Raw genomic sequence first — 7,703 nt, forward strand, 5'->3', positions numbered from 1 at the left:
CGCTTGTCTTTGAAGACCGTTTGACTGCAACTTTTTCATCTGCCCCGCCGGGAGGTGGCAAGACCCACATGGCCGGCCAGATTCCGCAGCGCTTCATCGATGACCTGCTGGCACGCGTCGACGTGGTCGAGGTGGTGGGCGAGCGAGTGCAGTTGAAGAAGGCTGGACGCAACTATTCCGGCCTGTGCCCCTTTCACCAGGAAAAGACGCCGTCCTTCACCGTCAGTGCCGACAAGCAGTTCTACCACTGCTTCGGCTGTGGCGCCCACGGCAGTGCTCTGCGTTTCCTGATGGAGTACGACAAGCTGCGCTTCCCCGAGGCGGTGGAGCAGTTGGCGGCACGTTTGGGGCTCGAGGTGCCGCGTGAAGGCGCCGACGATCCTCGCGCTCAGGCGCGTGAGCGCAAGCGCCAGGAGGGCGTCAATCTGCTCGAGCTCTCGGCCAGCTTCTTTCGCGAGCGACTGAAGATGCCGGAGGGGCAGCAGGCGCGGGAGTACCTCGCCCGGCGCGGCCTCTCCGAAGAGGTGCAGCGAGATTTCGGCATCGGCTATGCCCCGGACGACTGGGAGGCGCTCAAGCGTCACCTGAGCGCCCGAGGCGTGGCCGAAGCGGTACAGGTCGAATACGGCCTGCTGGTGCAGCGCGAGGAGAGCGGCCGCACCTACGACCGCTTCCGCGATCGGGTGATGTTCCCGATTCGTGACGTGCGCGGACGAACCATCGCCTTCGGCGGCCGGGTGCTCGGCGATGCCAAGCCCAAGTACCTGAACTCGCCCGAGACGCCCGTCTTCCACAAAGGCCGGGAGCTGTACGGGCTGTTCGAGGCCAGGCAGGCCAATCCGCGGCTGGAGCGGCTGGTGATCGTCGAGGGCTACATGGACGTGGTGGCACTGGCCCAGTTCGGCATTCGCAATGCCGTGGCGACTCTGGGGACTTCCACCAGCGAGGAGCATCTGGGGCGGCTGTTTCGCATGGTCGACGAGGTGGTGTTCTGCTTCGACGGCGACCGGGCCGGTCGTCAGGCCGCCAGCCGCGCGCTGGAAACGGTGCTGCCGCAGATGATCGATGGACGCACGGCGCGTTTCCTGTTCCTGCCGGAGGGCGAGGACCCGGATACGCTGGTGCGTCGCGAAGGGCCTGAGGCCTTCGAGAATCGCATCACCTGCGCCAGCCCGCTGTCGGAGTTCCTGTTCGATCAGGCGGCGCGGGGGCGTGACCTGGCGCGTGTCGAGGAGCGCGAGCGCTTCGCCAGTCAGGTCCTGAAGGCGGTGTCGCGACTGCCTCAAGGCATGCTGAAGACCGTGCTGCTGGGGGAACTCGCGCGGCGCACCGGGGTCGACCAGTCTCGCTTCGACGCGCTCCTGGCCAGCGAGCAGGAAGCGGCTTTGCCGGCGGCCGAGCCCGCCTCGCCGCCTGTTGCGTCTGCTTCCGCACCGAGTGTGGCGGAAGAGAGGCCGCGCAGCGAAGGGGCGGCACTGGGGCTGATGGCGCGGGTGCTGCAGCTGCTGGTGCATGAACCGACGCTGGTCGAACGCCTGCCCGCAGTGGAGGAGTGGTGTCCGGAGGACGGGGCGGATGCCGTGCTGTGCCGCGAGCTGGTGCGCCTGCTGCGGGCGGGACGTTATCGCAGCCCCCAGGTGGTGCTGGCCCACTTCCAGGGCAGTGCCCAGGGCGAGCGGCTGGCGGCATTGGTACAGCGAGAGATGCTGATCCCGCGGGAGGCGAGAGGCCAGGAGCTCGAGGGATTGGTCGAGTACCTGCAGCGTCATCGACAGCGTCAGTCGCCGCAGGAGGAGTTCGAGGCGCTGCTGGCCAAAGAGCGGGGCGGTGAACGCCTGCCGCTAGAGGCGAGGCAGCGGCTGCAGGAGTTGCTGTTGGAGCTGAAACGCTGACCGGGGGATTGAGACCGGCGGATTGATTTTCCGTTTTGCATCCCCATGTTAGGGAGCAGGCCGAGCGCTGTCAGCATAACCGATTAAACTAACACACCTGAGTGATCGAGCAAATGGGCCGTACTGGCGGGTTCGCACTGTTTCCCGCTATACTATTGGGCTTCATGAGTTTTCTCCACCCCAGCGCTTCAGGTGCTTCATTCTTCTTCGTCGAGATAGGGTTTCTATGGCTGGAAATGCGCAGCAGCAGTCACGTCTGAAGGAGTTGATCGCGCGTGGCAAGGAACAGGGCTACCTGACCTATGCCGAGGTCAACGACCATCTTCCCGAGGATATTGCCGATCCCGATCAGGTGGAAGACATCATCGGCATGATCAACGACATGGGTATCAGCGTCGTCGAGGAAGCGCCCGATGAAGATACCCTGATGATGTCCGATCACTCCGCCGACGAGTCGGCCGCCGAGGAGGCCGTGGCTGCCCTGGCGGCGGTGGAGAGCGACGTCGGCCGGACCACCGATCCGGTGCGCATGTACATGCGTGAAATGGGTACCGTGGAGCTGCTGACCCGCGAGGGCGAGATCGAGATTGCCAAGCGCATCGAGGAAGGCACCCGCGAGGTGATGTCGGCGCTGGCCTGGCTGCCGGGCGCGGTGGACTCGATTCTCGAGGCCTACGATGCCACCCAGGACGAAGAGGCGCCGGGACGACTGTCCGACCTCTTCTCGGGCTTCATCGATCCTGACGAAGGCATCCCCGGCGTGGCCGAGGCCGAGGTGCCCGAAGAGCTGGTGGGCGACGCCGACGCCGCCGATGCCGACGATGCCGACGATGCCGACGATGCCGACGATGACGAAGACGACGCTGACGCCAGCGAGGCGGAGGAGAGCACCGGCGGTCCCGATCCGGAAGAGGCGAGAGCGCGTTTCGAGCAGATCCGCGCACAGAACGAGCTGGTGCGGGAAGCCCTGGCCAAGCATGGTCGTGGCAGCGAGCAGGCGCGGGTCGAGATGGATCGCCTGGCGGAACTGTTCTCGCCGATCAAGCTGGTGCCCAAGCACTTCGAGCGTCTGGTCGGTCAGGTGCGCATCAGCGTCGAGCAGATTCGCACCCAGGAAAAGGCGGTGATGCAGCTTTTCGTCAAGCTGGCCAAGGTGCCGCGCAAGAGCTTCATCAAGGCGTTTCCCGGCAACGAGTCGCGCCAGGAGTGGCTCGATGAATTCATTGCCGAGAATGCCAAGTTCGCCGAGCGCCTCGAGCCGCTGCGGGCCGACATTCAGCGTGCCCAGCGCCGCATCGCCTTCGAGGAGGAGATGGTGCAGCTGCCCGTGCCGGAGCTGAAGGAGATCAATCGTCGTCTTTCCATCGGCGAGGCCAAGGCGCGCCGGGCCAAGAAGGAGATGGTCGAGGCCAACCTGCGTCTGGTGATCTCCATCGCCAAGAAGTACACCAACCGCGGGCTGCAGTTCCTGGACCTGATCCAGGAGGGCAACATCGGTCTGATGAAGGCGGTGGACAAGTTCGAGTACCGCCGCGGCTACAAGTTCTCGACCTACGCCACCTGGTGGATTCGTCAGGCGATCACCCGCTCGATCGCCGATCAGGCGCGCACCATCCGGATTCCGGTGCACATGATCGAGACCATCAACAAGCTCAACCGCGTGTCGCGCCAGATGCTGCAGGAGATGGGTCGCGAGCCGACGCCGGAGGAACTGGGCGAGCGTCTCGAGATGCCCGAGGACAAGGTGCGCAAGGTACTCAAGATCGCCAAGGAGCCGATCTCCATGGAGACGCCCATCGGTGACGACGACGACTCGCACCTGGGCGACTTCATCGAGGACAGCACCATGCAACTGCCGGTCGACCTGGCCACCGGCGAGGGCCTGATCGAGGCTACTCGCAACGTGCTCGGCGGGCTGACCGCCCGCGAGGCCAAGGTGCTGCGCATGCGTTTCGGTATCGACATGAACACCGATCACACCCTCGAGGAAGTCGGCAAGCAGTTCGACGTGACCCGTGAGCGGATTCGTCAGATCGAAGCCAAGGCGCTGCGCAAGCTGCGCCACCCGAGTCGCTCCGAACCGCTGCGCTCGTTCCTCGACGAGTAAGGGCGGCCCCGCCCAGGCAAGACGCCCGCGGCCATGGCCGCGGGCGTCTGCGTTGTTATGGGCCGGTCGGAGGCGGCGCCTCATGTCCGGCGCACCGGGTACGAGCGGGGGCGGGGCTCAGGCGGCGGGACGCGCCAGCACCCAGCGACGGGTCAGCAGGGCCAGCTCGATGACCGCGATCAGGATCAGGGCGTAGCCGAGCAGCTCCACCACCTCCTCGGCGGCATCCTTGAAGGTGCGTACATAGTGCTCCTCCATCACCGCTTGCCAGAAGGCGGCGCGCCCGTAGAGGCGCGAGAAGACGTAGGTGGTGAGCACCCCGGCGGCGAACAGGCCGAAGGAGAAGCTGTTGCTGTAGCGGTGGAACTCCGCCACGAAGCGCCGCCGCTCGCGGATCACCCAGTAGAGGCAGGGCAGGATCACCAGGGTCACCAGCACCTTCCAGGTGTGCTCGGCCACCCAGGTGTCCAGCCAGTAATCCTGCTCGCGGATGAAGGAGCTGAAGGTGAAGGCGAACATCAGCAGGGTGACGGTGGGCAACTGCTTGAGCCCATGGCGCACATAGAGCAGTAGGGCCGAGGCGGTGAGCAGCACCGCGCTCTGGGCCAGTTCGGTGAAGCCATGTTCGGAGAAGCGCACCTCGGGGAAGTAGAGGGCCTCGAGATAGGCGCCCTGGGCCAGGGCGGCGATCAGTAGGATATAGAGGGCGGCGCGGAGGCAGGTGGCGGTGAAACCGATGGGCCAGGGTTGGCCCTTGTGATGGGAGTGGGGCATGCAGGGTTCCATGACGGCGCGACATACATTGCTGTATGTCATTGTACCGTCATGCCGGTGGTCTGCCTATGGTTGGCAGCGCCTGACCTCCTCGACGATCCAGTCGTGCACCGCCTGGACGCGTCGGTCGTCCAGGGCGCCCGGCAGATACACGATACCATAATGCATGCCCGTATCGACCCGTTCCGGGAAGGGCGCGATCAGGGCGCCGGAGCGCAGCTCGTCGGTGATCAGACTCTCCCGGGCGATGGCTACCCCCATGCCGGCGATGGCGGCCTGCAGGGTCAGGCGGTTGCGGTTGAAGGTATAGCCGCGGCGCACATTGAGGGGCGGCGCGCCGCTCGCCTGCAGGTAGTGCTCCCACTCGGCGTATTCATGGCTGCCGCGCCAGGCGGTGACGTCGTGCAGCAGGGGATACCAGGCGAGGTCCTCGGGGCGGCGCAGGGGCGGGCGGCCACGCAGCAGGGCGGGGGCACAGACCGGGAAGATGCGCTCCGCCATCAGCGGAGTGACCGAGAAGCCGGGCAACTGGCCGTCGTTGAGGTCCAGGGCCAGGTCGAAGTCGCCGTCGCGCAGGGAGATATGGCTGTCCTCGGCGATCACCTGCAGCTCGATGTCGGGAAAGCGTGCCTGGAGGCGCGGCAGGCGTGGCATCAGCCAGGCGCTCAGGAAGGCCGGCACGCTGCGCAGGCGCAGTATCCCGCTCATCACACCGCTGCGCAGACGCTTCACCTCCAGGCCGACCGACTGGTAGGCCTCGTCCACCACGGCGGCCAGCCGCTTGCCTTCCTCGGTGAGTTCCAGGCGTCGCGGCAGTCGACGAAAGAGCTTGAAACCGAGTCGCTCTTCCAACTGCTTGATCTGCTGACTCACCGCGCCGGTGGTGACGTGCAGCTCCTCGGCCGCCCGGGTGAACGAGAGGTGGCGTGCGCTGATGGCGAAGACTTTCAGCCAGGCGTGGGTTTGGGCGTGCAGCAGTCGGCTCATGCTTTAGTTTTGCTATAGCTGGAAGGAGTTATTCTCGGTTGCTCGGCGAGCGCTTCGACGTCAACCTTATGCCATACTTGCTTACAAGCAAACATGTTTTAGTCAGGCTGATCCATGGGCGACATGGTACGTGGCATGACTGACGACTTGCGAGGTGAATCATGGCCATCAGTGTGTTCGACCTGTTCAAGATCGGTATCGGTCCGTCCAGCTCTCATACCGTGGGGCCCATGCGGGCCGCTCATGACTTCGTCGAGGAGCTGCGACAGCGGGACCTGGTCGAGCGCGTGGCCCGTGTCGAGGTGAAACTGTTCGGCTCACTGAGTGCCACCGGCAAGGGGCACGCTACCGATCGCGCAGTGATCATGGGGCTGATGGGCGAACGCCCTGACCGGATCGATCCCGCCATCGTCACGCCCTGCATCGAAGAGCTGCTGGAAACCAACACGCTGATGCTGGACGGACGACTGGCGATCCCGTTCCTCTGGACTCGCGACCTGCAGTGGTACGAGGAGTGCCTGCCCTATCACCCCAATGCGATGACGCTGGTGGCGCACGGTCATAGCGAAGAGCTGTGGCGCAACACCTACTACTCGGTGGGTGGCGGCTTCGTCATCGACGAGGGGCAGGCCGAGCGCGGTGAGCTGGATCAGGACTCCACCGTGCTGCCTTACGACTTCAACTCCGCCGCCGAGCTGATGGCGCTGTGTCGCATGCATGACATGCGGATCAGCGAGCTGATGCTGGAGAACGAGAAGGCCTGGCGCAGCGAAGCCGAGATCCGCGACGGCCTGTGGCAGATCTGGCAGGCCATGCAGGCCTGCGTCGACAGAGGCTTGCAGCAGGAAGGCGTGCTTCCCGGCGGGCTCAACGTCAAGCGCCGTGCCGCCGCGCTGCATCGCCGTCTGCTGGCGACGCGCGACGACCAGAGCTTGATCGCTTCGACCTTCGGCGCCATGGACTGGGTCAACGTCTTCGCCCTGGCGGTGAACGAGGAGAACGCCGCCGGCGGGCGCATGGTCACGGCACCCACCAACGGGGCGGCCGGCATCATCCCGGCGGTTCTGCACTACTACATGAAGTTCCAGCCCGGCGCCTGCGAGCGCGACGTGGTCGATTTCCTGCTGGCCGCCGGGGCGGTGGGCATCCTGTGCAAGAAGAACGCTTCCATCTCCGGCGCCGAGGTGGGTTGTCAGGGCGAGGTCGGTTCGGCCTGCGCCATGGCTGCCGCCGGACTGGCCGAGGTGATGGGAGGCAGCGTGGCGCAGGTGGAGAATGCCGCCGAGATCGGCCTGGAGCACAACCTCGGGCTAACCTGCGACCCGGTGGGCGGCCTGGTTCAGGTGCCTTGCATCGAGCGCAACGCCATTGCCTCGGTCAAGGCGATCAATGCCGCCCAGATGTCGCTGCGCGGCGATGGCGAGCACTTCATCTCGCTCGACAAGGCGATTCGCACCATGCGCGATACCGGGCGCGACATGCAGGACAAGTACAAGGAGACCTCCCGCGGCGGTCTGGCGGTAAACGCCATCGAGTGCTGAAAGAGGTCGCCAAAACAGCCTCTTGGCTGTGATGATGCAGAACGTGACGCGATGCCCCGGTGGCATCGCGTTTTCGTTTGGTGCGCCAGGCATGGCGCGCAGCGCCCGACGGGCGCTGTTTCCGAGGGTGGTGCCTCGGAATGACTTGGGGGTGAAAGTCCCCTACGGACCCTGATAGCGGGAACCGTTAGCCGAACAGCAAGGGTGTCCGTCGCGAGACGGAATCTGAAGGAAGTTGGAGGCAAACTCCCGGCCCGACGAACAGAAATCGCATACGAGGCTGTCGCCACCTGGGCGAGAGGGCCAAGAAACTCGAAGCCCAATAGCTATCCGGAAGGGGCGGCAGTAGATGCGGCGGGTGTATGGGAGGAAGGTCGCGCGTCTTACCCTGGGAGGTCTGAT

5 protein-coding genes are annotated in these 7,703 nt (G+C 65.2%); 3 read left to right on the forward strand and 2 right to left on the reverse strand.

Annotation, left to right across the window (positions count from 1 at the left end; translation table 11 throughout):
- The first annotated feature begins 68 nt into the window (after positions 1 to 68).
- Both dnaG and rpoD read left to right on the forward strand, forming a co-directional pair.
- On the forward strand, positions 69 to 1,892 hold the full coding sequence (gene dnaG, locus C4S71_RS07570; protein WP_103968730.1) for a DNA primase: 1,824 nt from the start codon (positions 69 to 71) through the stop codon (positions 1,890 to 1,892).
- Positions 1,893 to 2,118: 226 nt separating this feature from the next.
- Complete coding sequence (gene rpoD, locus C4S71_RS07575; RefSeq protein ID WP_103968731.1) at positions 2,119 to 3,999, forward strand: RNA polymerase sigma factor RpoD; 1,881 nt, start codon at positions 2,119 to 2,121, stop codon at positions 3,997 to 3,999.
- Between the two features lie 117 nt (positions 4,000 to 4,116).
- Here the strand turns inward: rpoD and C4S71_RS07580 are convergent, their stop codons facing one another.
- Both C4S71_RS07580 and C4S71_RS07585 read right to left on the reverse strand, forming a co-directional pair.
- Positions 4,117 to 4,773, reverse strand: coding sequence for a hypothetical protein (locus C4S71_RS07580; protein ID WP_086508483.1), 657 nt, complete (start codon positions 4,771 to 4,773; stop codon positions 4,117 to 4,119).
- A 66-nt stretch (positions 4,774 to 4,839) separates the two neighbouring features.
- Entirely contained in the window at positions 4,840 to 5,760 is a 921-nt protein-coding gene (locus C4S71_RS07585; protein WP_086508482.1) for a LysR substrate-binding domain-containing protein, read from the reverse strand.
- 161 nt (positions 5,761 to 5,921) lie between these two features.
- On the opposite strand from C4S71_RS07585, the gene C4S71_RS07590 reads away from it, so the two are divergent.
- Positions 5,922 to 7,301 (forward strand): L-serine ammonia-lyase, encoded by a 1,380-nt coding sequence (locus C4S71_RS07590; protein ID WP_086508481.1) that lies wholly within the window; start codon positions 5,922 to 5,924, stop codon positions 7,299 to 7,301.
- Positions 7,302 to 7,703 lie beyond the last annotated feature (402 nt).

This window comes from Billgrantia desiderata (genome assembly GCF_900108215.1).
Lineage (GTDB): Bacteria > Pseudomonadota > Gammaproteobacteria > Pseudomonadales > Halomonadaceae > Halomonas > Halomonas desiderata.

Excerpts from the sequence above, each read along its gene's own strand:
- dnaG (WP_103968730.1), top strand. The coding sequence starts at position 69 with ATGGCCGGCCAGATTCCGCAGCGCTTCATCGATGACCTGCTGGCACGC.
- C4S71_RS07585 (WP_086508482.1), bottom strand. The coding sequence starts at position 5,760 with ATGAGCCGACTGCTGCACGCCCAAACCCACGCCTGGCTGAAAGTCTTC.
- C4S71_RS07580 (WP_086508483.1), bottom strand. The coding sequence starts at position 4,773 with ATGCCCCACTCCCATCACAAGGGCCAACCCTGGCCCATCGGTTTCACC.
- C4S71_RS07590 (WP_086508481.1), top strand. The coding sequence starts at position 5,922 with ATGGCCATCAGTGTGTTCGACCTGTTCAAGATCGGTATCGGTCCGTCC.
- rpoD (WP_103968731.1), top strand. The coding sequence starts at position 2,119 with ATGGCTGGAAATGCGCAGCAGCAGTCACGTCTGAAGGAGTTGATCGCG.